23 protein-coding genes, 1 tRNA gene and 1 pseudogene are annotated in these 24,074 nt (G+C 45.2%); 21 read left to right on the top strand and 4 right to left on the bottom strand.

The window, feature by feature from the left end:
- Positions 1 to 867: 867 nt before the first annotated feature.
- Positions 868 to 1,356: an IS200/IS605 family transposase gene (tnpA, locus tag PUR_RS15875; RefSeq protein ID WP_179034640.1), complete on the top strand. Its 489-nt coding sequence runs from the start codon at positions 868 to 870 to the stop codon at positions 1,354 to 1,356.
- A 268-nt stretch (positions 1,357 to 1,624) separates the two neighbouring features.
- On the opposite strand, the gene PUR_RS15870 is transcribed toward tnpA, so the two are convergent.
- The gene (locus PUR_RS15870; RefSeq protein ID WP_179036084.1) at positions 1,625 to 2,326 is read right to left on the bottom strand and encodes a helix-turn-helix domain-containing protein; all 702 of its coding nucleotides are present in this window, start codon (positions 2,324 to 2,326) and stop codon (positions 1,625 to 1,627) included.
- Positions 2,327 to 2,661: 335 nt separating this feature from the next.
- Here PUR_RS15870 and PUR_RS15865 point away from each other — a divergent pair, with 335 nt between their 5' ends.
- The 10 genes from PUR_RS15865 (at position 2,662) to PUR_RS15820 (ending at position 11,809) form a co-directional block, all read left to right on the top strand.
- Entirely contained in the window at positions 2,662 to 4,059 is a 1,398-nt protein-coding gene (locus tag PUR_RS15865; RefSeq protein ID WP_232101530.1) for a hypothetical protein, read from the top strand.
- 214 nt (positions 4,060 to 4,273) lie between these two features.
- Positions 4,274 to 4,417 (top strand): hypothetical protein, encoded by a 144-nt coding sequence (locus PUR_RS15860; RefSeq protein ID WP_179036082.1) that lies wholly within the window; start codon positions 4,274 to 4,276, stop codon positions 4,415 to 4,417.
- A 177-nt stretch (positions 4,418 to 4,594) separates the two neighbouring features.
- Positions 4,595 to 6,124: an HNH endonuclease gene (locus PUR_RS15855; protein WP_179036081.1), complete on the top strand. Its 1,530-nt coding sequence runs from the start codon at positions 4,595 to 4,597 to the stop codon at positions 6,122 to 6,124.
- A 53-nt stretch (positions 6,125 to 6,177) separates the two neighbouring features.
- Positions 6,178 to 6,825: a hypothetical protein gene (locus PUR_RS15850; protein ID WP_232101529.1), complete on the top strand. Its 648-nt coding sequence runs from the start codon at positions 6,178 to 6,180 to the stop codon at positions 6,823 to 6,825.
- Between the two features lie 58 nt (positions 6,826 to 6,883).
- Complete coding sequence (locus PUR_RS15845) at positions 6,884 to 7,480, top strand: outer membrane protein assembly factor BamE (RefSeq protein WP_179036080.1); 597 nt, start codon at positions 6,884 to 6,886, stop codon at positions 7,478 to 7,480.
- A 191-nt stretch (positions 7,481 to 7,671) separates the two neighbouring features.
- Positions 7,672 to 8,706 carry an IS630 family transposase gene (locus PUR_RS15840; protein WP_179034717.1) on the top strand — a complete coding sequence of 345 codons (1,035 nt, stop codon included), beginning with the start codon at positions 7,672 to 7,674 and terminating at the stop codon, positions 8,704 to 8,706.
- 235 nt (positions 8,707 to 8,941) lie between these two features.
- Complete coding sequence (locus tag PUR_RS15835) at positions 8,942 to 9,253, top strand: hypothetical protein (RefSeq protein WP_179036079.1); 312 nt, start codon at positions 8,942 to 8,944, stop codon at positions 9,251 to 9,253.
- Between the two features lies 1 nt (position 9,254).
- Positions 9,255 to 9,551 carry a hypothetical protein gene (locus PUR_RS15830; RefSeq protein WP_179036078.1) on the top strand — a complete coding sequence of 99 codons (297 nt, stop codon included), beginning with the start codon at positions 9,255 to 9,257 and terminating at the stop codon, positions 9,549 to 9,551.
- Positions 9,552 to 9,637: 86 nt separating this feature from the next.
- The gene (locus tag PUR_RS15825; RefSeq protein WP_232101528.1) at positions 9,638 to 11,224 is read left to right on the top strand and encodes a copper amine oxidase N-terminal domain-containing protein; all 1,587 of its coding nucleotides are present in this window, start codon (positions 9,638 to 9,640) and stop codon (positions 11,222 to 11,224) included.
- 511 nt (positions 11,225 to 11,735) lie between these two features.
- Positions 11,736 to 11,809: transfer RNA gene (locus PUR_RS15820), tRNA-Pro, on the top strand.
- Between the two features lie 74 nt (positions 11,810 to 11,883).
- Here the strand turns inward: PUR_RS15820 and PUR_RS15815 are convergent.
- Entirely contained in the window at positions 11,884 to 12,816 is a 933-nt protein-coding gene (locus PUR_RS15815; RefSeq protein WP_179036076.1) for a DUF4097 family beta strand repeat-containing protein, read from the bottom strand.
- 703 nt (positions 12,817 to 13,519) lie between these two features.
- On the opposite strand from PUR_RS15815, the gene rplS reads away from it, so the two are divergent.
- The 9 genes from rplS to PUR_RS15770 all read left to right on the top strand — a co-directional run bounded on the left by rplS (position 13,520) and on the right by PUR_RS15770 (position 20,959).
- Positions 13,520 to 13,864: a 50S ribosomal protein L19 gene (rplS, locus tag PUR_RS15810; protein ID WP_025335399.1), complete on the top strand. Its 345-nt coding sequence runs from the start codon at positions 13,520 to 13,522 to the stop codon at positions 13,862 to 13,864.
- Between the two features lie 219 nt (positions 13,865 to 14,083).
- Entirely contained in the window at positions 14,084 to 14,704 is a 621-nt protein-coding gene (lepB, locus tag PUR_RS15805; protein WP_179036075.1) for a signal peptidase I, read from the top strand.
- 29 nt (positions 14,705 to 14,733) lie between these two features.
- Entirely contained in the window at positions 14,734 to 15,597 is an 864-nt protein-coding gene (ylqF, locus tag PUR_RS15800; protein ID WP_179036074.1) for a ribosome biogenesis GTPase YlqF, read from the top strand.
- 309 nt (positions 15,598 to 15,906) lie between these two features.
- Positions 15,907 to 16,530, top strand: coding sequence for a ribonuclease HII (locus PUR_RS15795; protein ID WP_179036073.1), 624 nt, complete (start codon positions 15,907 to 15,909; stop codon positions 16,528 to 16,530).
- Positions 16,531 to 16,707: 177 nt separating this feature from the next.
- A complete protein-coding gene (locus tag PUR_RS15790) occupies positions 16,708 to 18,966 on the top strand; it encodes a TrbL/VirB6 family protein (RefSeq protein WP_179036072.1) in 2,259 nt (752 codons plus the stop codon).
- Entirely contained in the window at positions 18,963 to 19,265 is a 303-nt protein-coding gene (locus PUR_RS15785; RefSeq protein ID WP_179036071.1) for an EscU/YscU/HrcU family type III secretion system export apparatus switch protein, read from the top strand. Before PUR_RS15790 ends, PUR_RS15785 begins: the two co-directional genes overlap by 4 nt.
- Complete coding sequence (locus tag PUR_RS15780; RefSeq protein WP_179036070.1) at positions 19,262 to 19,687, top strand: YraN family protein; 426 nt, start codon at positions 19,262 to 19,264, stop codon at positions 19,685 to 19,687. The genes PUR_RS15785 and PUR_RS15780 overlap by 4 nt, the downstream gene beginning before the upstream one ends.
- 143 nt (positions 19,688 to 19,830) lie before the next feature.
- Complete coding sequence (locus PUR_RS15775) at positions 19,831 to 20,235, top strand: hypothetical protein (protein WP_232101527.1); 405 nt, start codon at positions 19,831 to 19,833, stop codon at positions 20,233 to 20,235.
- A gap of 190 nt (positions 20,236 to 20,425) precedes the next feature.
- Complete coding sequence (locus PUR_RS15770; RefSeq protein ID WP_179037939.1) at positions 20,426 to 20,959, top strand: metallophosphoesterase; 534 nt, start codon at positions 20,426 to 20,428, stop codon at positions 20,957 to 20,959.
- Positions 20,960 to 21,162: 203 nt separating this feature from the next.
- Here the strand turns inward: PUR_RS15770 and PUR_RS15765 are convergent, their stop codons facing one another.
- Complete coding sequence (locus PUR_RS15765; protein WP_179036069.1) at positions 21,163 to 22,905, bottom strand: YifB family Mg chelatase-like AAA ATPase; 1,743 nt, start codon at positions 22,903 to 22,905, stop codon at positions 21,163 to 21,165.
- Between the two features lie 123 nt (positions 22,906 to 23,028).
- Positions 23,029 to 23,367 (bottom strand): annotated as a pseudogene (locus PUR_RS15760) (Ohr family peroxiredoxin); the annotation flags it as partial.
- 140 nt (positions 23,368 to 23,507) lie between these two features.
- Between PUR_RS15760 and PUR_RS15755 the strand changes: the two are divergent.
- Entirely contained in the window at positions 23,508 to 23,969 is a 462-nt protein-coding gene (locus PUR_RS15755; RefSeq protein ID WP_179036067.1) for a MarR family winged helix-turn-helix transcriptional regulator, read from the top strand.
- Positions 23,970 to 24,074: the final 105 nt, after the last annotated feature.

Genomic DNA, 24,074 nt, shown 5'->3' with positions numbered 1-24,074 from the left:
TCGGTCTAAGGTAGGTGGAGATAAATCCCTTAATGAATTGTTTGACATTTTTTACAACGCTAAGATAGCTGAAGGCCGATCACCGAGGACTCTCGAAATGTATAGGGAAAGTTACCGGTATCTCTGTGATTTCCTTGCTGAACAAAAAATCGAACGAACAATCACTGGGATTACACTAGATTTACTATGATCCTTTATTGCTTGGTTGTTACATTCCAAACGGAAATGGGATGAACATCCCCATAAGAACGAACGGAATATGACACTAGGCTTATCGCCTGTGACGGTTAATACTAAGTTCGGCAAGCTGCGAACTCAATTTACGTTTCTTGAGGATGAAGGATACATTGATAAGAACCCATGTTCTAAGATCCGTAAGGTAAAGGAACCACAGAAAGAAATGAAAATTATGTCAACTGATGATCTAAAAAAGTTGTTAGCTGTACCTGACCAGCGCACTTATGCAGGATTCCGAGATTATGTAATTATGAATGTACTCATCGATTCTCTGCTACAATGTTCTTAGAGAACGGTGGAAGTGAACGTTATTTGGCAGAGATAATGGGCCACTCTGACTTGCGTATGGTAAGTAAATATACGCACTTGTCACAAAAATCTATTAAGGAAAAGCACGAGTTGTTTACGCCGATGAATAACGTAATAAGCGGATTACAAAAAGGACGAAAAACAAAACGATAATTTATGAGCCAATCTCATAGGAGGTTGGCTATTTATTGGCAAAAGAAAACCATACGCTATGCGTATGGTTCGGGAGAGCTTCCAGCGATGTATCAAAAAAAATTCCTCCTAATGTTACAATAAATTTGGTTCGCCAACCGAATTTATCGCACAATAGGAGGAATACAGATGTCATCTGATGTGAACAGTTTAGCACATACAAAATGGAATTGTAAGTACCATATCGTGTTCGCCCCAAAGTATAGACGCCAAGTAATCTATGGGAAATTGAAACAAGATATTGGGAAAATACTGAGACAACTATGTGAAAGAAAGAATGTAGAAATTATCGAAGCAGAAGCGTGTAAAGATCATATTCATATGCTGGTGAGTATTCCACCAAAGCTCAGTGTATCGGCGTTTATAGGATATTTAAAAGGAAAGAGCAGCTTGATGATCTTTGACCGACATGCCAACCTAAAGTATCGGTATGGAAATCGGAAATTTTGGTGTAAAGGGTTTTACGTGGATACCGTCGGAAGGAACAAGAAAGTGATACAAGAATATATCCAAAATCAACTGCAGGAGGATATCGTCGCGGAACAAATAACAATCATGGAATACATTGATCCATTTACAGGAGAAGAGATCAAAGATAATCGAAAGAAGAAGAAATAGAAAACCCCTTTAGGGGTAGCAGTAAAAGTAGTGCGGTTGGCGAACCATTCAGTGCCCTTTAGGGCTGGCCAGTAATAAAGGCTTTCAGCCGCAGAACAAACCACCCGTTATACGGGTGGTTTTGATTTTTAGATAGAAAGTAAGCAATAAAAGCCGATGATGTCTAAACGCAATTCCTCACGGCGGAGCGTACCCGCAGGGCCGCTTCACGGATGGCGGAGTCGGGCAGACCGATGATATTTATAATAGACTATAACCACGTATGTATTTATTGCTTGTTGTGGTCTGGTTTTTGGGGACTCAGCCGTAATTTTCTGAAAGCCGTTAGCATCTCGATAAGAAATTCTTTTTCATCGTTTGAAATATCAATTGCAATTTCAGAACCAAAAGTTGTTTCAGGGATGCGTTGGTTTTCAATATAATTTTGGAGTGTTTGAGCAATATTGATGGCATTCTGGTCTCCCCTAAAATCTTCTGCTACTAATGCAAATATCTCACTAAATTTTTTATTAAGAGCTTTACATATCAAAATAGCTTCGTTAACACTAACAGAGAAATTTTCTAGCCGACTTTTTTTGATTTCATTCAATCGAACCTCGCTTATATTCGTTTTAACTGATACAGCCGCCATATCTACACTCAAAATGTCAATTAGATTCCCGAGAGCATTAATAGCATACTTGTTATTCAGTTCTTGAAACATAATGTCTTCTGGTACGGGATCTCCAGATAAGTCTATCCCAAGTACATATGTTTTGTCGCGCAAGGAAATAAGAGTATTATACTTACTCATGCGCATATAATCGCCTAATCTAAAAATATTCTCCATTCTTGTGTTTGTCAGTATTTCCTCATTTTCAAATTTTTGTATAAAACTTTCGGAGAATCCAGTTTCAATTGCTACCTGTTTTCTGGTTAGACCATTTGTCCTTCTATAGTCCGCAAATAAGTTTCTAAACCAAGGAATCATCTTTACCACTCCCAATATTTTATACACTAATATTATCATATTACTAGTAATAAATAATACTAGTAATATGATAATTCGGATTCATTTTTTTTCGATTATTGATTACTACCAATTTTCTCCTACTCTTGAACTATTTATTATGGTAAAGTCATCCTATACAAGGATAGAGCGATGTTAATATGGACCATAAAAGTGACATCATCGCTATGTACATAAAAGTTGGTTTTGGGTTTGAAGGGAAGTATATCGTGATTATTTATCATCAAATAATGATGAATATACTTCTAAAAACGATAGAGAGAATATTAATGTCTATTATCATTGGAGGATATGGAATGAAGAAGTTGATTTTTCTATTATTGGTTTTAGCTCTTTCATTATTAGGAACAGCACTAGTTGAAGCGAAGGAATACACTGATCTGCCAAAAGCACAATGGTCAAAACCCAGCACATGGGGAACCCCTATTCTAACATATGGAAATAATCTTATAGCATATACAAGGATATATGAAGGTGTAAATGAAAAGAACCTATCTAGAATAAGCTCTATAAATGTCTTAACAGGTAAGCAAAATTGGGTAAGAACAACAGGAACAGCAAAAAATTATTATTCAAAGGATGGAACAACTTATTTAGCAATTGATGAACGTTTTACTGGTAATAACAATATTCTTACTATTATTGATCCTACTGGAAAAACTATATTAAATAAAGCGATGCCAAAGTTCGCCTCAGGATACAATTATTATGTATTGAAAAATGGAGATTTAGCAGCGACAGAATGGGATCTCTCACAGTACAAAACAAAAATCGTTATATATAGTAACAAGGGAAAGGTTAAGAAGTCTAAAGTTATCGAAGGAGAACAAATTGATATCAATTATGATTATTTTGCAGTGATTAACAAAGCTAGAACTAGAATTACTGTCTATGATTTAAATACATTTCATGAATTATTTTCATATAAATTACCATCGGACCGTTCACACGCATATTTAGTTGTCGATCCAGATTTTAAGGGGCCTTACTTTTTCGCTGGCGTGTTTAAAGATGGAACTATTTTGACGGCATTTGAATTTAAAAAGAGTCAGGACTTTTTGCTAAAAGCTTTTTCTCCAACAGGAAAGGAGAAGTGGTCAGAAAGAATTAGTTACAAAGATTATGAAGAGAAGTATGGATTTGATATAGATAGTGATTTGTATCAAATAATAAGAGTTATAGGAAATAAACTAATTGTTCAAAAAGGTAATACATTATATACCTATGACAGTAATCACAAGTTGTTAGCTTCAAAAGAATTTGGAGATTACTCTCAGAAAATGGGGGTGTTTTTATATCCGAAAAATCAATCACCCAATCCACTTCAAAGCAAACTCTCTATTGTATATAGTGATGATAAACATATCATTGTTGGTGGAATAACAGAGAGAAATGTTCTTGGAGATTTTGACGAATTTCAACCTACTATCACATTTAAACACGCATCAAATATTCCTGTTAAATGTACAAATAAATATTATATTTTAGATGCGGATACATTAAGCGTTGTTGACTCGTTACAGTGGACGGATTCATATTATTCGTACAATAAATATAAAACTAATAAAAATGTTGAAGAGTATTGGGGCTCGGATGATGAAGCAATGAGTATATTTTTCACGAATTTAAATGATTTTTATATTAATAGACATGGAGAGAAAGGGTCTACAATAACCAAATATAGACTAGACTAAGATAAAATTTTCTTCGTATTTATTATATTTTAAGAGAAATGAATAAACCGAGCCGACAGAAGAGTTTATAGCTCGACAAAACTAGAGCCCTGAGATCTACTCTCAGCGCCTTTTTTGTTTATCCAAAGGAATAAAAGCTATGAACAAATTCGACACAGACATTACTAATGTACGATGGTAAAATAATCCTATATTTTGATAGGTGGTGTTAAATATGGACACCAAGATTGACATCATCGCGGCGTACATAATGGATCATTACGGAGTAAACTTTAATGACAGATATATGAGTCCGGCATCAGTCCACAACTATGTCTTCGAGGGGCACGGAGAACGTTTTATTTGGCAGACTGAGTAGCCTTCTGATCTTGAAGAGGGGCACATTTACAGCTTGCGGGCTGTTGTGGGCAAACGGCTATTTGGCGGGCGTGGAGTATGTATAAGTGACGTGGAGATTGTCGGCCAAATGAAGATAAGAGCATGGAATATATAGAAGTACATCAACAATGATCACTTGTAGGAGAGTGAGAGGGCGTTGGATATACAAGAAGCATTTGAATTATTTAGAGAGACTATCGATGAAAATAACAGTACATGGATACAGGATAGGCATAAAATCAACCGATTCGTTGAATTGGTTGGGAGGAACACAGATGCACAGGAAGCAATAAGTGAAAGCAATATTGTTGGTTTCTTCGGCACACTTGATAAAAATCTAAACGGATATTTTTATACATTGAAAAAGTTCTATGCTTTTGTACAGGAAAAAGTCTTAGCTTTACCGATGAGCGAAAGAAAAGTGTTTCCTCTAGAGATACCTAAAGATATTTATTTGGATGAAAACGGAAAAAAACCAAAAGCTAATTACCTAACGAAAGGCTTTGATTTTTACAGACTGTTTCATCACGATATCTACAATGAACTACATAATGAAACCGCCAGCCTAACGATTAAAGCATGTATAGCAGTAGGGCTGGGGGCTGGCTACAATACAGGGGACATTAGCGGTATGTCTATAGGGGACCTTCAAGTGGATGATGATACCGTTCGAGTGAAGAATCTGTATGAGACTCAAAGCGTTCCTTGGATATTATTGAAAGGTGAACTAGCGCAATTCATTAAGGACTACTATGACCTGCGAATGAAGCATGTCACTTCATTTGAAGATACGTCTCAACCATTCTTCCAGAAGTATTGGAATGGTAGAGAGTTGAAGATTGATCCATACATAGCAGGTGTAAATACGAAAGGCATAACAAACAAGCCTGCTAGCATTATTCCTTTAATGACATACGTTTTAAGGTGCATCTCAATTAAAATGGATATTGAGCCAATCCTATATCCAACTCACCTACACATCAATACTATACTTCATCAACTGTTACAAACCGATGGTAAGGCATTAGAATCTATTATTCGTACTTTTGGGTGGGAGCGGGCATTTGTGCGAGAGTCTTTTTACCAGTACACTCAGTATCGAGAACAAAAAGAGTCCATAGGGTTTCACCCTTTCGATTCAGGCTCTCCGAATGATATTACTGCTGACCACGATACGGAAAACGAGGAATCAAATGATTTTTTTTCCAAATCTTCATCGGTTGATAACTCTGGGGCTGATGAAGATATTTTAATTATTGAGTTTATAAATTTAAAAAGAAGAAAGCGGGATACGAAGAGGGTTAGAGCGTTAAAGGTACTATACAGAAATTGCTGTCAAATCTGCGGGGAAGCACTGGTAGACATAAATGGCATCGGATATTCCGAAGTAAATCATATTCAACCCTTGTCTGAACAGGGAGTGGATAAAGAAGTGAACATGATTGTACTTTGCCCGAACCATCATACATTGATGGATATGGGGATTATTTCAATTGACCCAAGGGACAGAAAGACTATATTACATGTGGACGAGAATAACGCTCTCCACAAATCAAAATTGAGTTTGCTTAAGCATTCTTTGTCTGATAAGTGTGTCCAATATCACCATGATGAAATTTTTAAATCAATGAAAGAACAGATAAAAAAGTTTGTATGGAGAGACAATTATAAATCTAGAGAGTTATAACAATTCCTTTTGAATAACAACATTTTATACGAAGCATACATAGGCAAAGTGAGATGAAAGTAATGATAAGAATGGGGTTAGCGGAGAACGGGGCAGATTCATTCAAAGCAGCTTATCTGATAATGGAAAAAATAGAAACCCTAGAAGACGGATTAGCACATAATATAAAAGATGCTGTGATTTCCTTGAATCACGGAATCGAAATTCTATTTAAGCTTGTACTAAAAAATTATGATGAATACCTTATTTTTGCTGATCTTGATAAATATATGTCAGCGAAGAAGATAATGATTACCAAGGGTTATCCTAATGTATTAGAAGCGAATCCCTCCCTCAAGACGGTAACACTTAATGAAGCAGTTAAAAGAGCCAAATACTTATGTAACTATGATATATCCGATGATTTTGAGACAGTTGTACAATATCTAAACAAAATAAGAAATCAATTTATGCACTTTGAAATAAGCTTGTCTGATGATGAAATGCAGGAGTTATTATTAAAATTAAAGATAGGTTATGAAATGAGTTATGATTTCTTTGTTGTATACATAGATGAATTAAGAGACCTATTTGAAGATGCCAGATATGAAATTACAATTGATGACTATTCAAATGAATTAGCAGAAATGCATAGAAGTATGATGGAAGACGACGCTTATGAAGAGTATCGAGAAAGTGAATTAGATTATTTTTGGAAATGAGAGATTTATACATTATTTGTCAAGATTAAAATGTAAATCGTGGGGGATGGTTTATTAAATGAATAAATATTTCAACGTCAAGGATGGATTAAACTATTTAGCTGTTGCTTTTTGTATTGCTGCATTTGGTCTTTTTATTTATCCCGGTCTGTACAAATACGATAAGCTGAATCAAAAATATCCAGTGATGATTAACCGGATCACAGGTGAGACTAAAGTGTTAAAGGGAAACACATGGGAGACAGTTGGCAACGCAGATGCACAGCTAAGTAAATTCGAGGAGTACAAAGAGCAAGTTTATGCAAGATTAGAAACACAAAATGATGATATCAAAAACAGTATATTGTCAGACATCAAGGATGAATTAGAGAAAGCCAAAGACGATGTAATTGCTGAGGCGAGAGCAAGTTCTGCTTATGTTCCTGCTTCTGACAGTTCGGATCAGGACCTTACACCTTCATCAACATCAGACAATGGGGATAATTTTGGTGAAGGAGATACTAAAGAAACGGTAAAAGCTATTATGGGAACACCAGATACAGTTAACAAATTATTGGATAGAGAAGTTTGGTACTATGGCTTATCTAGTGTTACGTTCGTAAATGGTAAGGTCAATGAATGGCGTGACTTTGGTAATAATCTTCACCTCAAATAGTTGTGACTTTCCAGAAGGAGGGAATTTACGATGCCTAACAACAATAAGGTTTAAACTCATGTTGAGCAAATAAAAATCCCCCGCTAGCCATGGCAGTAATATTAATCACTTATATAAATTGAACTCGTAATATTAAGGACCGCCAGAATCGGGTAAAAGGTAAGAAAGAACCTGAAAAGGCGGAGATTTAAATGACTACAGAACAAGAGATCGGAAAACTGACAGAAGCCATGAAGGAAACGGAAAGTACCCGGATGTATGAAAGATATTTGGCGATAAGGCTGCATCTAGAGGGCCGGACCCTCACCGAAATTGCCGATATTTTGGGCAGATCCTTTCCGGCCATCAGCGGATACTGGAAGAACTACCGTAAGAACGGACTGCAAGGTCTTGAATTGGGTGAATATCCGGGTGGTTCCAAGCGACTTTCGAATGAGCAAGAGGAACGGCTGAAGCAAGTCATCGCTGAGAAACGCCCTGTCGATGTTGGCTTTGAAGCGAAGTATACCTGGACGTTAAAACTCATTCGTGCCTGGATTCTTCGGGAGTATAGCGAAGACTACACGCTCAAAGGCGTCTCCAAAATGCTGAACCGCCTTGGCTTCAGCTACACGAAGGCCACCTATACTTTGGCAAAGGCCAATCCAGAGGAGCAAGAGCAGTTTCGCCAAGTCACGCTACCTGAGCTCAAAGACCAGTTAGATCAAGGAAAAGTGGATCATCTGCTGTTTGAAGACGAATCGGCTATTCGGGCCTATCTAGCCTTACAGTACAATTGGTTTCCGAGAGGACAACAGCGAAAAATCAAGACGTATGGCCAGCATCAGGGTGCCAAGCTGTTTGCAGCGATCGATTACGAAACCGGCCATGTCCTTCACCGGGAAGAAGAAAAACTGGATGCGAAAGCGTTCCAACGCTTCTTGACCGATATTTTACAGACGTATTCCGGCAAGGTCGTGGTTGTACTGGATAATGCCCACATTCATCATGCCGATGAAATTCAGCCTTTTCTCAGGGAGCACGCCCGATTGCAGTTGGTTTATTTACCCAAGTACAGCCCGGAACTCAATCCCACGGAAGGTTTGTGGAAATGGCTAAAGCACGATGTCGTGAACAATGTGTTTTTCCAAAAGTTCTACGTCATTCGTTCCCATGTGGCCGCTTTTATGAAAAGCATCAACCGAACTCCTCAAGCCGTAATTGACCGCTTACTTCTTCAGGTATAAAGATTTTCAGTTCAACTTATATAGTTACATATGGATACGTAGACTGGAAAAAAGATGGATCATTAAGACCGGCAATATATGTTTTAATGGAGTACAATGGATATCCTGCCTACGGAACCCCAGCGCATATAACAACGGATGTTAATCCAGATGGCACAAAAGATTATGACAAAGTAATGGCAGCGATAGCGGATCTAAAAGTAAGACACAACATTTAATAATGGGGGGAGTATAAATGGGATTTAGAAAACCTATTTCAACATTGGGTGGTTTAAACTTCTGGGAAAATATTAATCAAAACAAACACTTTATTATGCAAAAACACAAAACTGGTTTTTGGCCTTATAAATACCGAATCTTAATGCGCGAAAATAGAATGGAAATCGCCAACTCGAATGATCTAGTTGAGATTAATTACGATTGGGATTATCTACTTGATAACGCTGTCCCTCAATTGGACCAAAAAATTGACTGGCTTAATTCCTCGACGGTTCAGGATATAGTTCTAAAAGTTATTTCTTCCAGAAAATCAAAGGAGGAAAAATAGGATGGATCAGAAAAATGAGCAGGAACAAAAGCTTACCAAATCTACAAAAGAAATCATTGTTGGAGATACTATTAAAGCCATTTTTGATCGACTAGGGAGACAACATGGTATCATCCATAAGTCTGCTCCAGTGATCATTAATGGAGATAAAGGATTTTTAATTTGGGATTACATATTGTACAACGAACTTACTTTTGTTAATGGTACCACCGATAAAATTATTACCTTGTTCAAATCGCTCTCCGACAAGAAGATGGAGGAGAAGTTTAACGAGTACATAGAGAAGTATGGGAGTTAACTTAATTTCTGAAAAAAAGAAAAGCTCTGAGATCCTGCTCCAACTATTAAAATCTTTAATTTTATATTAAACTGGGGTGTATTATTGTGTTGAGAAAGAGAAATTATCTGTTTTTGATTTTTTTATTATGCGGAATTATAGCTTTGCCTAGCTCGGTCTTTGGGGAGAATGAAAATTTCAGTAAGCTTCAAAATGTAAAGATGACAGTTGGATTTAGTTTGGGAAATGGGTTTGGTGAATCGGTGAAAGTTAAGCTGGTTGACTTTACAACTGGCGAAAGACAACTAGAAGTATATAGTTTCCCAAAGAAACTTGAACAGATTAACGATGGTGAAACAGTAGATGTAAAACTTAGCATGACAACTGACTCACCATCTTTCGGAATTTCTGGTGAGTCAAGCGACACTTATACTTATAAAGACAAATCAGGTGATATTTTATCAATTAATGCTGCATCAAAAGGTACTAATCACGACTCGTACATTTTAATATTTAATTATACAAAAAAAACCTTAACAAAAGTAATTACCTATAAGAACGCATTTGTTCATCTAGATAAGAATTATACTTACGAAGTATTCAGGGTATATCCGGGGGAGACGGGAATATATTCTATATTTACCAATCAAAAAATAGGATATACATATCCTACTCACCTAAACCCTAATTATTGGGATAAATACAGTTTATCTGTAACTCCAAGAGACTATATAATTCCTCTTAAACCTAATGATAACGAGTCATACGTAAAAATAAAACCTGATGGCTCTTATACACCTATTAAAAACATGTGGAAGCAAACCTATGGGGCTGGAAACTTCGTTATTAATGTTACAAATAATATTAAAGTTGAAGGGATAATAGGCGGCAGACCGGTTAACCCCAAAACTCGTCTGAATGAGCAAGCTCCTAATTACTTTTATCGGGTTCAAGGCAAAACGCGAACCTTATTGAATAAAAACAAGGTTTTAAATAGTGAACTTATCCTTTCCCCTGACAATAAATATGCATTAATAGTTGAAGCATATCCCACTAAAGAAAAGTGGATCTTTGGTAACCCCGAGAAAGTAATTTACAGTATCTATGATCTTGTAAATAATAAGCTAATAAAATCTTTTCAATCTCCAAAGCGCCTTAACATTAGCGTTACATATACACAGTGGTATTCAAATTCGCTAGCCCGTTTCTCTTTCGGATCAAGTAATCCTGATTCTCAAAATATTTTTTATTTGCATCTTCCTACAGGGTTATTGACATATCAAGGTCGTGAACAATATGACTATGCGAGATATATGCCTCAAAAATTTATTAGTAATCAGAGTTATATGACAGCAGATACAAGTAATTTAATTACGATGCAAGACCCCTACTATATTACGATTGATGGTGAATATGTAAAGTATACAGGACAAGGGGCATTTGAATTAAATGATACAGTCTATGTCCCGGTCAGAGATTTCTCTCATGCAGCTGGAATTGAGGTATTAGAGCAGCCCAATAAGTTGTTGCTAAGCAAAAATTCCAAGTCAGTTGAGATTAGTCTAGCAGATAATCGAATTATACAAGCCAATGGGGAAGTGTTTGCCCCAGCAAAAGATTTTGTAGAGAAATTAGGATATAAAGATAAACCGGGGTCTTATCGAGGAGATCTTGATTTGATCAGCACTCCATAAATTGTACGCTTGAAACTACAACATATATTTGTATCATATAATAGAGTAAAAAAGCCTTGAGACCGGGATCTCAGGTTTTTTTGCATGAGTGTATTTAATAAGTACACTCATGCAAAATAAATAGTTATTATTTTTCAGGAGTACAAACATGGAATAATATTACGGAGTATACCATAAGAGTACACACGCTCATGTATCAATTTCCTCGATTTAAAATAAATCCTCTATGGTCAAGCCTAAAGCTCTTGCAATCGAGATCAAGCATATGCCCTTTTTTTGTCTTTAAATAGAATACATAGGTGCGCGGCGAAAATTTGCACAGGTGAGCGCCTATACGGTAAATTGATGTTGAGCGATGGTTTATAGCTGAAATTTAATATATGTAGAACGTTGATTCTCGCAAGCATTTAGTGTGCCTTAACCTCAGATTTTGCTTGCAAGAGTGGATTGGTAAGTCGTATAATAATATTTGTCGCTAACGCGATTCAACCTGCAGAAGATATACATACATCGGGGTATAGCGCAGCCTGGTAGCGCGCACCCTTGGGGTGGGTGAGGCCGTGGGTTCGAATCCCGCTACTCCGATTCCATTAAACGGGCCAATCCGGATATTTATCCTGGATTGGCCCGTTTGCTTTTGAACTTTAATTACCCAGAGTTTACTTCGTTATATTGATTGATCCGACGGAGGAGGACAGCGAGAGCAGAGGTCCGCCGCCGTTGACGTCGCTCTTGTCGGAAGGCGCGCCGGAGATTCGGCCGAGTTCACTGTTCGCCTCAAGGGTGCATTTCACCGACTGATCCAGGGCCGCGCTAATGCTGCCAACATCGGTTTTCGCCGTAAGGTCGGCGTCGATGGCGTTAAAATGTAGTGAGATACTGCCGGTATCTGTGCTTACCGTGGATTTTCCCGTAATATGCGCATCCTCGATTTCGATCCCCCCGACATCGCTGGACACATGGAAGGTGCCTGCTAAACCGCGCAGTTTGATTTTTCCCACATCGCCTGTAATCTCATACTGGCTCAAGCTATCGGGCACTTCAATGGCGTAGGAGATGCTGAAGTCGGCGAAGCCGTATCTTTTCTCGGCCCAGGTCCATAAATCGGTGTCCGGTTTGTCTTTGGGATGAGTGGACAGCTGCAGTTCGCCGCCGCTTGACTGAAGAGAGACTTCAGCGTTATCCAGAATCTGCTGCCGGTCCGCCTTTCTGATCAGTTTGCCGTAGGAGCGTATAGTTGCAGTTACCTTAACATCGGACACTGTTCCGGCTTTCACCTCGATTTCGCCGACCGAATTATCAAGACGAAGCGTATCGGCGTTTCCGGCAGGCTGGGTGATCGATAATTCCTTGACAATGCTTCCGGTTTTTATCCGATCCGCCACATCGCTTGCGGTATTCTCAACGGCTTGCCGGGCGGAATCTGCCGCCTTGCCCGCTTCCTGCTGCACGGTTTCGCCGATAGCCTCTATGGACTTGTCCAAATCGCTGTCCGCGCCGCTTGCCGTTTTGCCGGGCAGCTCAGTACATCCCGCCAGAAGCAAGGCCGCAAGGGCAGCAGCTACCGTCATTTTTCCAAATTTACTTATCATATTAAAAATCCCCCTTTAAAATTAATCCCTTCTCTTTTGATGCAAAACGACGTATGTATGTACTTCCAATATTATATCTTATGGAAATTTATTGAAACAGGGGCTGGAGGCTGGCGCTTAACTAGACCAAAGTTGGGGAAGTCACGAAAAATGATGGCCGCTCAAACTGGACAATATGCAACAATTGGGCGTCATGCTTAAAAACTTGTTTCATAAAAATAACTTCCCGTATAATAATAACTAAAGCCCCCAAAAGAAAGGATACTTGCGATGCGATATGTTGTATTCCTAGTGATTTTGTTGGCGGTAGGTGTCATATATGCTGTAACCCGGCTTATGAGCACAAGAAAACTGAACAAAGGAAATTCTTCAAAGAACAATGTAATTCCGCTGGACGCGCACCGCAGAGCCCGGGGAAATACGAATGAACAGCCCTGTTCCAGCTGCAAGAAGAAAAACGGCAAGCTGATGTTTTATGCGCAGGATGACGGCTCGGTAGTCGGGTTATGCAGGGATTGTCAAGCAAAGGCAAAAAAGCGGGATATGCTCCCTTTGTAATCTAATAAATAGTTGTATTCATTCGCCTGATATGATATCATTAATTCTGTTGTGTGGAATACGGTGGTCCGCTGCGGATGATGATGGGGAACAGAGGCTTCTCCTGAAGAGGCATGAACACCTGTACGGAAGGAGGAAGTCCTTAATGAATATTTTACAAGAAATTACACAAGAACAGCTCCGCAAGGATATCCCGAGCTTTCGCCCTGGCGACACTTTGAAAGTGCACGTTAAGGTTATCGAGGGAACCCGCGAACGTATCCAGCTGTTCGAAGGCGTTGTAATCAAACGCCGCGGCGGCGGAATCAGTGCGACTTTTACGGTTCGTAAAATTTCTTACGGCGTTGGTGTGGAAAGAACATTCCCGATCAACTCGCCTAAGATTGACAAAATCGAAGTAATTCGCTATGGTAAAGTTCGTCGCGCCAAGCTGTACTACCTGCGTGAACTGCGCGGTAAAGCTGCAAGAATTAAAGAGATCCGTCGCTAATCCAAGCGGCAAAGGAAGGGGGCTTGATTTCAAGCCCCTTTCGTTTTATCAACCATTGCGCATCACTTACCGATATATAGAGCTGGGGTGGCTTCTTTCGAAAAAGCCTTCTGATCATTTCAGCAGAGGTTTTTTTGGTTGAAGTTTTTTTGATTTGTGAGGAGAGAGTGTTCATAAAAGATCCTTGTTCAGTCAAGGTTAAGAAGAGGACGGTGAACTATGCAGCAGGATGTGCATCAGGGGCAAGATGAAACTGAGAATCAGGCCGGTCAAGCTCCGCCCAAGCAAAAGAATGAAGTATTGGAGTGGGTAAAGGCGATTGCAATCGCTTTGATCCTCGTTATTCTGATTCGCTGGCTGTTGTTTAAGCCGTTTATTGTGGACGGACCTTCCATGCAGCCGAACTTCCATACCGGAGAGCGAGTCATCGTTAATGAAATTTTGTATGATATCCGGTCTCCGCAGCGCGGTGAGGTGATCGTCTTTCATGTGCCTTCCGAAGGCAGGGATTTTATCAAACGGGTAATCGCCGTTGCGGGAGATACCGTGAAGGTTGAAGGCGACGTGGTAACGGTGAATGGCCAAAAGGTGAACGAAACCTACCTTCAAAAAGCGATCGACCAGGCGCATGCGAACAATCAGCTGTACAATGACAAGAACTTTCCCAACGAGGACTTTAAGGACGGTAAAGTACCTGAAGGACACGTATTCGTAATGGGCGATAACCGTTCGGACAGTACGGACAGCCGGATGATCGGCTATGTGCCGCTGGGCGATATTGTGGGCCGGGCGGATGTCATTTTCTGGCCGGTGTCCGATATGGAATGGATCAAGCATTAGAATAACCAGCACAAAGGAGGCGATGGGCAGTGACCATACAATGGTTTCCGGGTCATATGACGAAGGCCAGGCGGCAAATCGAGGATAAGCTGAAGCTAATAGACGTTGCCATAGAATTGCTCGACGCCCGTCTTCCGCTGTCCAGCCGCAATCCGATGATTGACGATATTTTGCGGGGGAAACCGCGGCTTATTATTTTGAACAAAAGCGATCTGGCCGATCCCGAAACGACCCGGCAGTGGTTGGCTTACTTCAAGCAGGAAGGCCATGTCGCGCATCCCGTGGATGCTTCCACCGGCAGCGGGGTCAAGGAAATTCCGGATCAGGTCAAGCTTCTGCTGAAAGAAAAAATTGATAAGCAGATCGCTAAAGGGATGAATCCCCGCGCGATGCGGGCGCTGATCGTCGGCATTCCCAATGTGGGTAAATCGACGTTGATCAACCGGATGGCCGGCCGCAACATCGCGGCAACGGGCGACCGTCCGGGCGTTACGAAAGGCCAGCAGTGGATCAAGACCGGGGGCGGACTTGAATTGCTCGATACCCCGGGGATTTTGTGGCCGAAGTTCGAGGATCAGCAAGTCGGTTACCGGCTGGCGATTACCGGAGCAATCAAGGAAGAGATTCTCAATGTGGAGGACATCGCATTCTATGCGATAAAGTATCTGCTGCAGGGTTACGGTGACAGATTCCGGGAGAGGTACGGGATTGACAAGCTTCCGGAAGATTTGGAGAACCCGGACGAAATCGTGGCTGTCATGGAAGCGGTAGGGCGAAAGCGAGGCTGTCTGGTCAGCGGCGGAAGAGTGGATCTTGAAAAAGCCTCCCGAACCCTGCTGCATGAGCTGCGCGCCGGCAAGCTTGGCCGGTTCACGCTGGAGGCTCCAAAGTAAAGGGGAAATGCTCCCTGGAAGCAGTGAGTTAACGCCTTCTGGAACAGGATTCCTGTCCGTTTGAAAGTGACTTAAATAGCGTCAAGTTAGACGCTCGCGGATAATAATGCGGGTTAGGAAGAGTCGGCCGAATTCTCGGCGGCTCTTTTTTTTTTGCTGAGAATTCAAGGACTTTATATGGTTCTCATACGCCGGATATTGGATATCAAAACAGGACATTTTGTGGATGACCTTGCCGGTGCTGCTGTGGTAAGCTAAATTTAAAAGCGGGCGGAAGCGGAAATTACAGTTTGGCGGGTGGGTAAGGAAATGGATAATGATATGCTGTTCTATGAAAAAGAGGTCTGGGAGCAATCTTACTTCCGTATTGCCGGAGTGGACGAGGTGGGCAGAGGCTGCCTGTTCGGCGACGTGGTGGCGGCAGCGGTCATTTTGCCGGAAGGTCTGATTATCGAGGGTGTGGATGACTCCAAGAAGCTGACGGCCAAGAAACGGGAAACCCTGTTCGAGCTGATTATGGAGCAGGCCCTGGCTGTCGGGGTAGGGCATGTGGACTCTTCCCGGATCGATGAAATTAACATTAAGCAAGCCTCAAGGCTGGCCATGAAAAAAGCGGTTGAAGGGCTGGGCATCCTGCCCGATTATATGCTGATTGATGCTGAAAAGATCGATCTCCCTCTGCCGCAGCGGGCGATCATTAAAGGGGATGCCAATAGTCAGTCGATTGCAGCGGCGTCCATCGTAGCCAAAGTGACGCGCGACAGGCTCTGCGAAGGGTTATGGGAGGACTTGTATCCGGATTACGGAATTGCCATACATAAGGGCTATGCGACGAAGCTTCACCGCGAGCGAATTGTAACACTAGGGCCGACGCCGATGCATCGGCGCAGCTTCCTGGGGAGAATCCTGGCGGATCAGACCACTTTATTTTAGAGCATTTATGAATATGAAAAATTATAGATTTGGAGCAGTCCGGCGATCGTTGTTGAGCCGGGCTGTTTTTATAACCGGACGTTATCGTAAAAATAGACGACTAAACCCCTTGGGTTGCAAAAACGGCAGCAGATGCCGATATAAAAACAAGAAGATGAGCAGAGAGGAGCAAGCGGCGTGAACATCGGGTCTTTGATTCGCGGTCTGCTGGGAGACAGCAAGCCCGGAGAAGCGAAAACGTTGGAACTCAAAGAAGGGCAGGTCGTCCGCGGCGTCGTCCTCAGCATATCGGAATCGGGAAAAGAAGCAGTAGTGCAAATTCAGGGTACCCCTGTACGCGCAGAGCTGGAGACGCCGCTGCAGCAGGGACAAACGCTGAATCTGCAGGTAGGGCCTCCTGGCGATCAGGGTCTCCCGGTGCTGAAACCGGCCCCGGCGGGAATCGCCGCTTCGCCGCAGACGATGGGAGAGGCGCTCAATGCGCTCGGTCTGAGCGATTCTAAAGCGGGGCGTGAAATCATACAGGCCATGCAGTCGGGAGGGCTTCCACTGACCAAGGAAACCGCCGCCAAGCTGAATGCGGTAATGGAGGCCAAGCCGGCGAATGTGCCTGTCAAGGAGTGGCTTGAAGCAGCCGTTATTTCGGAAAAACGGGGCCTGCCCATTACCCCCCAGAGTATCAGAGGCCTTCAGCAGGCGATATTCGGTCCGCAGCTTCACCAGCTGCTATCCGCGTTGGAAGAGCAGTTGACTCTGTGGATTGGGCAGCAGGAAGCTGGCGGCGGTGGAGCCGCTCAGTTGCCTGGTTCCAATACAGGCGCTTTGCCTGCCGATAATGTGAACTCTGGCGGGAACACTGTCAATCAGGCGGGGACAGCCGGTTCGACCGGCGCAGCTGTGGAAGGCTCAAGCGGCGGGAAGCAAGCGGGGAATGCCGAGGCTAGGGGCGAAAGAACCGCGGCAGTTTCCGGCCCATTCACCCTGAAGCTGGGTAAAGAAGGCGCAAACGGAATTCCAGGTCGACAGGGCGACGGCGGAACCACTTCAATTGAACCGGAAGGCGGCGAAGCCGCGGCCGGACGCGGAACGGCGAATACGGATGCCGGAGCGGGAGGCAGAAATGGTGTACTTCCGTCAGGTAATGAGGCCGTTGCGGCTAAAGGAATGACCGCTGTGACGGCGGGCGGCCAAGGCCCAATAATGACCGGCGGTGCTGGCGTGTCGATTGACAGTGAGCAGACGGCAGCCGGCGGTGGACAGGCTGCGGCCGGAACTGGATCGGCCGCAGATGCTGAGGGAGCGCGGGCAGGCGGACCTGCAGCGGGTGAAACAAGGGCCGGAGGAGTGCAGGCAGGCGAGACGCGGCCTGGGGGAGCGCAGGCTGGTGGACTGGCGGAAGGCGGGACGCGGACTAGTGGAGCGCAAGTGGCAGGACTGGCGGCGGGCGAGACGCAGGCTGGAGGATCGCAAGCGGCAGGACTGGCGGCAGGCGAGACGCAGGCTGGGGGAACGCAAGCGGCAGGACTGGCGGCGGGTGAAACAAGGGCCGGAGGAACGCAGGCTGGAGGATCGCAAGCGGCAGGACTGGCGGCGGGCGAGACGAAGGCTGGAGCCCTGCTCGCGAAGCTGCAGGGCGTGCTCGTCGAGCTGCGGGACGCGCTGCCGCAGCTCGCCGCCCTCCCGCCGTCGGACGCGGCGGGAGACCCTGCCCGCGCGGATGCCGCGAGCGGGAACCCCGCGGCTGCGGCGGGGCCGCAGCCGGACGCCACCCCGGGCGGAGCCTGGGTGGCTCGGGTGCTCAAGCTGCTCGGTGCGGAGCACGAGCAGCTGGCGCTCCGCGGCGGCGCGGTACAAGCCGGCGCGGAGCCGGGAGCAGTCGCCGGTGAGCAAACCGGCGACACGGTCAAGGGCGTGCTGCTGCAGGCGATGGCCAGCAGCGACGTTCCCGCGGCGGTAAAAGAAGCCGCGGGGCAGCTGGTGCAGCATTTGACCGGCCAGCAGCTGCTGCTGAACACGGACCGCACGGCCCCGTTCGCGCAGGTAACTCTGTTTCTGCCGCTCAAGGGTCCGGATGGAACGGAGACGGCTTCCGTCCATATTCAGTCGAGACGGGGACATAAGGGCGAACTCGACGCTTCTAACTGCCGGCTGTGGTTCGATCTGGATATGAAGGCCTTGGGCCAGACTCTTGTCGATGTTCAGGTGGTGGACCGGATTGTCAGCTTGAAGCTGCACAATAATGAACCGTGGGCTCAAGAACTGCTTGAATCGTCGAGAGACGATATTAAGTCCGCGATGGAAACGATCGGCTACCAGCTTTCTTCGTTTAAAGCGGAGTCTTTTCCCGCCCAAAGTCCGGAGAAGACGGGGAAAGGGCCGGGGAGTCCGGCCGATTACGTTCCCGATTCTTACAGAGGGGTGGATTACCGCATATGAATGATTCCACCGGGGAATTTCTAAATAACATGAAAAAAGCCGTTGCGCTAAAATACGTGCCGGGGAAGACCGAGGCGCCGGTCGTTGTCGCGAAGGGAAAGGGCAACATTGCCGAAGCAATTTTGCAAAAGGCTAAAGAAAACGGGATCGCTATCCAGGAGGATGCCGCTCTGGTCGAGGTTCTCTCCAAGCTGGATCTCGACCAGCAAATTCCACCGGAGCTGTATCAACTGGTAGCCGAAATTTTGAGCTATGTATACCGCAGCGATGCTTCCGCAGGCTCCAGGAGACAGGAATGAACGGTCCATTTCATAAGGGCAAGAATCCAGTGCATTCCTCCAATCTCAGCGAAGAGGTCCGATATAACCGCAAGCAAAAGGGAAAAGCGGCTGAAGATGCGGCCGTTCTTTACCTCAGCTCCAAAGGATATGCCATTGTGGATCGCAATTGGAGCTGCCGGGCGGGGGAGATCGACATTATCGCCAAGCAAGACGGCCGTCTCGTCATCGTCGAGGTACGGAGCCGCAGCGGCAGTCTGATGCAAGGAACGCCGGAAGAATCGGTGGATGCCCGCAAAATTGACCGGGTTCGGCGAACGGCCCGGGTTTATCTGCACAACAGCCGGCAAAGCGAGCGCCCCGTATCTTTTGACGTGATTACTGTGTTGATGAGCCGGGATTTAAGCATCGTATCGCTCAACCACATCCGTGAGGCCTTTTAAACAGAACTGAGATTTATATGGAAAAATATAAATTCCTTCCAATGGAATTCGAGTCTCAATAGTGAACAGCTTTGGGTCAGTTCTGAGCGGAATTGGGTATACATTAGTGTAACCGTTTAATATTCCAAGAGGAGGCTGTCCGAGTGAAACAACAACCATTTGATATACATGTGAAATTTGCTTGCCAACATTGCGGACTGGAAATTGGCGTGGTATTCACTACGGAACCGGTAACGTCCGTCAGTTGCAGCTCATGCCATCAGACTTTCACCGTCATGAGGCCGGCCATCGCCGAAGAAATATTATTCGATTGGGAAAACGAGGCGCTGTTCCAAAAAATACGCGCAGACAAGTCGCAGAGTAGCAATGCGAGTTTGATGACGCTGATTATTAATGTGATTGAATTGCTAACCTGGCGGGATAATGGTGACGGACAGGTTGAAGCGATTAAGGCGATGCGCCAATGGCTGATTGAAAATGAGGGTCCGCCAACGCTTGCCGAGCTGATCCAGGCATGCGATAACCGTCGAATGCATAAACGCAATTGACGAACAGGTACTAAAAGGAAAGTATGGAGTTCGCAATTGATACTTCCTTAAAAGAGAACGCGGCAACTGGGCTTCTTACAGAATCGGCAAAAACCGGCTGTGGAGCCTTTTTGCCTTATTTGCGGAATCGGCAGGTTTGTGTCTTTATTTTTCATACATAATGAAATTTCAGCAGATGGGGAGAGAGAAGATGACAAAAGTATTCTTTACGTCAGATCATCATTTTGGCCACAGAGCGATTATTGATTATGAATCCCGGCCGTTCGCCGATACAGAACAGATGAACGAGTCGATGATCGCCGGCTGGAATGAAGCGGTTGGTCAAGAGGACCGAGTATTCCATCTGGGTGATTTTTCCTTCCTGGACAAGGAGGAGACAGGCCGAATATTGAGCAGGCTGAACGGCTACAAAACGCTGATATTGGGTAATCATGACCGCGGCCGTTCCCGCAGCTGGTGGCTGGATGCCGGATTTCAGGAAGTGAGCGAGAATGGCATTATTTATAAGGAGTTTTTTCTGCTCACTCACGAGCCGCTGTATATGAATCAGCATATGCCTTACGTAAATGTGCATGGTCATATCCACGGCCAGAAATACGCAGGGAACAACCATTTCAATGTTTGCGTGGAGCACTGGAACTATAGGCCGGTGTCGTTTGAAGCCCTTATGGATGCTTTGGCCTCACAAGAGAATCAAAGGGATGATTCGCTGTCCGAAAGCTGATTGGGTTTAGCCAACCTGCCCAGCCTAAGCCTCATTCTAAAGGACGCTTCTCTCAATTGCGTGTTTTCGGGGCCGTTCGAGCGTTTCCGACAATTTTTTCTTCTATAATATAAGGGGTTAAAAAGAGCGCCGGGCCAATGAGAAATTGCCCGGCGCTCCTTTAACTGCTGGTTCCACCCTTTCCAATCGATCAGTGAAACCGGTCAAATCTCTTGTTCCTCTTCCATAGGCGCTTTGTCCAAATTCCGGTACTGCAGCGCCTCCGCGATATGTGCAGATGATATCCGGTCCGCGCCGTCAAGGTCGGCGATGGTGCGGGACAGTTTCAGAATGCGGTCGTAAGACCGCATGCTAAGTCCAAGGTTCTCCAGCAGTGAGTGCAGCATCCGGGCACCTTCGGGACCGGGATTCGCATAACGGCGGAGAGATGTGCCGTAAAGTTCGCTGTTCCAGGAGATCGGCAGCCGCCTATAGCGTTCGGACTGAACAGCTTGAGCCTCTGCGACCCGGGAGCGCATTTCCGCCGTCGACAGGCCGGCGCTGCCGCCGTTCATATCCCATTCTCTTGGCCGTGGAACATCAACCTGAAGATCGATCCGGTCAAGCAGGGGCCCCGATATCCGTCCGCGGTACTGGGCGATGCGTGCAGGGCTGCATGTGCAGCGCTGCTGGGGGTGACTGCTTCCGAGAAAGCCGCAGTGGCACGGATTCATAGAAGCAGCGAGCATTACCCTGGCTGGAAACGTAAAAGCGGCCCTTGCTCGGCTGATCGTAACGACATGATCTTCCATTGGCTGGCGGAGCACTTCCAGCACGCTGCGCGAGAATTCGGGCATCTCGTCGAGGAACAAAATGCCTCGGTGAGCGAGACTGACCTCCCCGGGCTTCGGAACGCCTCCCCCGCCGATCAATCCCGCTCCAGAAATGGTATGGTGCGGCGAACGGAAGGGCCTTTCCCGAATGAGTCCCCGGTGAGCATCTTTCAGCTTGCCTGCGGCACTGAATATTTGCGTGACCTCCAGCGCTTCACTGTCGGTTAAGTCCGGCAGTATACCGGGCAGGCGTTTGATCATCATCGTCTTGCCCGTGCCTGGCGGACCGATAAGAAGAATGTTATGCATGCCCGCGGCGGCGATGGTCAACGCGCGTTTGACGTGGTGCTGGCCCAGTACGTCGCTGTAATCCTCCTTCATTGTTTCTATGGCTTCTGAAGAAGCGGGGAAGCTGACGGGGGCGGTATAACGGAGATGCTCCAGCGACAGTGCCAAGATCGGCTGCACAATGCCGGCTCCGCTGTCCGTTGTAACCGGAAACGGCAGACTGTCCATTCCGCCGCCCAAATCTTCTGCCGTATGATGTTCACCTGCATCTGCCGCTTCGGCAATTTCACCGGGGGTTCCCGGTTCTCCTAACGATTCAACATCGGCGGGGGATGAGGTCGGCTGCTCTGGTCCACGCAGCTCATGCAAATGATCAACTGCGTAGACACGCATGCCGCCGATCAGCGCAGCTTCCGCAGCGTTACCGCGAGGCAGCAGAACGGCTTCAAAGCCTGCCTTTCGGGCGGCTTCGACCATGGGCAGCACTCCGGTCACCGGCCGGAGGCTGCCGTCAAGCGCGAGCTCGCCGATCATCAGTGTCTCTCCGGCGGATGGCATAACAAGCTGTCCGCTTGTCGTCAGAATGCCGACGGCGATCGCGAGATCGAAGGCGGAGCCTTCCTTGCGCAGATCGGCCGGCGCAAGATTGATGGTAACCCGCTGCTGGGGGTAGCGGTAGCCGCAATTTCTTACGGCGGATCGTACCCGCAGGGCCGCTTCACGGATGGCGGAGTCGGGAAGCCCGATAATATTTGTCTGCGGCAAACCGTTCGCGAGGTCCACTTCCACACCGATCATGACGCCCTCAATGCCGTAAAGGCAGGCGCTGTGCATTTTTCCATACATAACAAAACACCTCTTCTTCTAAAGTCGGCGCATCTCATGCGCTTGGCTTCAGTAAAGAGGTGCTTCCTCATTTTCCGAAAAATATGGCTTCTCGTTTATTATATAAATCTGACGGGGTGTAAATCAATACCCTCCGCCAATCGAATGTTTTTTAATGACGTTAATGTCTACGGCGATATTGCCGCGTGTAGCGCGGGAATAAGGACATGCCGCATGGGCGCCTTCGGCGAGAGAGACCGCCGTTTCATAATCCACGCCTTTTACATGGACACTCAGGACGACCGCAATGCCGAAACCGCCGTCTTCGGTTTTGCCGAAGGATACGGTAGCGGTAACTTCACTGCCTTCGATCTTGATTCGCTTCTGCCGGGCCACCAAGTTCAGCGCGCTGTCAAAACAGGCGGAATAACCGGCCGCGAACAACTGCTCCGGGTTGGTGCCTTCTCCTCCGGGACCACCCATCATCTCCTAACTCGAATGTATATTTTACACAATTTAATTTAACACAAATATAAAAAATGTCAAAATGTTTTTTGCTATTAACATGAATTGAATTATAAATTATGATAAAATCGAAGGAAGAAAGCAGGTGAACATAAGCTATGACACAAAAGCCAACCCCTATCCCCGAACTGCTGCTGGAAAATCAGCTTTGTTTCACGGTATATGCCTGTTCGCGCGAAATAACGAAATTGTATCAGCCTTTTCTTGACGAGCTGGGCGTTACATATTCCCAATACCTTGTAATGCTCGTTCTTTGGGAAAAAGGACAGTGTACAGTCAAAGAGCTAGGCGCCGATTTGTATCTCGATTCGGGTACGCTGACTCCGCTGTTGAAGCGCCTGCAGGCAGCCGGTCTGATTATTCGCGAGCGTTCGCAAGAGGATGAGCGCAAGGTGCTGATCTCTCCGACGGATGAAGGCTGGGCGCTTCAGGACAAAGCGAAGACGATTCCCGGCGTGATGACAAAGGGAATGACGATGACGAAAGAGGAATTTGGAGATCTTCTGCAACAGTTCCGCAGTCTGTTAAACAGGGTGCATCAAGCTAATTTGCGTAGTTAATTTTTTTAAAATGTAAAGCTTGTCAACGCAATCGTTCGCATTCCGGCATGGAATCATGCGAAAATGTATGTATAAATCATGAAAGATTTTGAGGAAAGCGCTACA

The sequence above is a fragment of the Paenibacillus sp. URB8-2 genome (assembly GCF_013393385.1).
Lineage (GTDB): Bacteria > Bacillota > Bacilli > Paenibacillales > Paenibacillaceae > Paenibacillus_AQ.
The sequence above is the reverse complement of the archived record's forward strand: the minus strand, read 5'-3'. Positions and strand labels throughout refer to the sequence as shown.

Coding starts and splice junctions, on each gene's coding strand:
- PUR_RS15780 (WP_179036070.1), top strand. CDS start 19,262: ATGAACGGTCCATTTCATAAGGGCAAGAATCCAGTGCATTCCTCCAAT.
- PUR_RS15765 (WP_179036069.1), bottom strand. CDS start 22,905: ATGTATGGAAAAATGCACAGCGCCTGCCTTTACGGCATTGAGGGCGTC.
- rplS (WP_025335399.1), top strand. CDS start 13,520: ATGAATATTTTACAAGAAATTACACAAGAACAGCTCCGCAAGGATATC.
- lepB (WP_179036075.1), top strand. CDS start 14,084: ATGCAGCAGGATGTGCATCAGGGGCAAGATGAAACTGAGAATCAGGCC.
- PUR_RS15865 (WP_232101530.1), top strand. CDS start 2,662: ATGAAGAAGTTGATTTTTCTATTATTGGTTTTAGCTCTTTCATTATTA.
- PUR_RS15840 (WP_179034717.1), top strand. CDS start 7,672: ATGACTACAGAACAAGAGATCGGAAAACTGACAGAAGCCATGAAGGAA.
- PUR_RS15870 (WP_179036084.1), bottom strand. CDS start 2,326: ATGATTCCTTGGTTTAGAAACTTATTTGCGGACTATAGAAGGACAAAT.
- PUR_RS15785 (WP_179036071.1), top strand. CDS start 18,963: ATGAATGATTCCACCGGGGAATTTCTAAATAACATGAAAAAAGCCGTT.
- PUR_RS15815 (WP_179036076.1), bottom strand. CDS start 12,816: ATGATAAGTAAATTTGGAAAAATGACGGTAGCTGCTGCCCTTGCGGCC.
- PUR_RS15845 (WP_179036080.1), top strand. CDS start 6,884: ATGAATAAATATTTCAACGTCAAGGATGGATTAAACTATTTAGCTGTT.
- PUR_RS15795 (WP_179036073.1), top strand. CDS start 15,907: ATGGATAATGATATGCTGTTCTATGAAAAAGAGGTCTGGGAGCAATCT.
- PUR_RS15770 (WP_179037939.1), top strand. CDS start 20,426: ATGACAAAAGTATTCTTTACGTCAGATCATCATTTTGGCCACAGAGCG.
- PUR_RS15850 (WP_232101529.1), top strand. CDS start 6,178: ATGAAAGTAATGATAAGAATGGGGTTAGCGGAGAACGGGGCAGATTCA.
- PUR_RS15755 (WP_179036067.1), top strand. CDS start 23,508: ATGACACAAAAGCCAACCCCTATCCCCGAACTGCTGCTGGAAAATCAG.
- PUR_RS15830 (WP_179036078.1), top strand. CDS start 9,255: ATGGATCAGAAAAATGAGCAGGAACAAAAGCTTACCAAATCTACAAAA.
- PUR_RS15860 (WP_179036082.1), top strand. CDS start 4,274: ATGGACACCAAGATTGACATCATCGCGGCGTACATAATGGATCATTAC.
- PUR_RS15835 (WP_179036079.1), top strand. CDS start 8,942: ATGGGATTTAGAAAACCTATTTCAACATTGGGTGGTTTAAACTTCTGG.
- tnpA (WP_179034640.1), top strand. CDS start 868: ATGTCATCTGATGTGAACAGTTTAGCACATACAAAATGGAATTGTAAG.